The sequence below is a fragment of the Tissierella sp. genome, assembly GCF_052089545.1.
Taxonomy (GTDB): domain Bacteria; phylum Bacillota; class Clostridia; order Tissierellales; family Tissierellaceae; genus Tissierella_A.
Map to the genome: position 1 here is coordinate 5,741 of NZ_JBQDAA010000129.1, position 1,186 is coordinate 6,926.

At 26.1% G+C, this 1,186-nt stretch carries 1 protein-coding gene; it reads left to right on the plus strand.

Annotated features, from left to right (window positions below; translation table 11 throughout):
- Positions 1 to 59: 59 nt before the first annotated feature.
- On the plus strand, positions 60 to 1,186 hold a 1,127-nt coding region (locus ACTHW2_RS09290; RefSeq protein ID WP_442263657.1), incomplete at its 3' end, for a histidine kinase dimerization/phospho-acceptor domain-containing protein.

The following is a 1,186-nucleotide window of genomic DNA, read 5'->3' on the forward strand; positions in this document are numbered from 1 at the left end:
AATTATGAAGATTAATTTATGATATAATAATCTTAGATATTTATAAGGAGGGATAGTCAATGAAATTATCTAAAAAAATGATATTAAGTTTTGTAACCTTAATAATTGTTTCTATAATTATAATTTCTTCAATATCTAATATCATGATAAATAGGAGCTTTAATTCATATTTAAAAGAAGAAAGAGAAGATAAGTTTGAAAGAATCTATAAAGAAGTTAATAGTCTCTATATAGATAATGATTTTAAATTAGATTCTATGGAATTAAAACATCTTGCCTTATCAAATGATATAATTATAACTATTAAAGATTTAAATGAAAACATAGAATATCGTTCAAATGGATTTACTAGAAATAATAGGCAAAGAGGCATGGGAATGCACGGAGATATGCATGATAATATGGATGATCAAATGCAAAATAATGATAATTTCATAGAAAAATCCTATACATTATACGAAAACAACATCCCTAAAGGATATCTGGTAATAGGCTATATTGACAATGCCTATCTCACAGATAGTGCAAATTTATTTAAAAACGCCCTTTTTCGTTCTTTTATTATATCTGGTTCTATTACTATAATAATCGGATTTATAATCAGTTTTATTTTTTCAAAACGACTTACAAAACCACTTATAATGATTAAAAATACTGCAAATAAAATAAAAGAAGGCAATCTAGATGCTGCTTCAGATGTAGATACAGATATAAGAGAAATAATAGAACTATCTAACTCTATAAATTTTCTTGGGGCGACCCTGAAAAACCAAGAAGGTATTAGAAGAAGATATGCTCTAGATATATCTCACGAACTTAGAACTCCACTAACCACTCTTCAATCTCATTTAGAAGCTATAATGGATGGAGTTTGGGATCCTACAAAGGAACATTTGCAAGTACTTATGTCTGAAACTAGAAGATTAAAGAATCTCATTGAAAATTTAAAAGATTCATTTACAGAAGAAGAGTACAAGGTACATTTAAATAAATCTAATTTTAATATTTCTAAGGTAGTGAAAGATACTATAACAGCATTTTTACCTATATATAACAGTAAGGGCTATAGTCTAAAATATGATATAGAAGAAGATCTACAAGTTTTTATGGACAAAGATAAAATAAAGCAAATAATAAACAATTTACTATCAAATTCTCTTAGATATCTAAAAAAAGATGGTCAAGT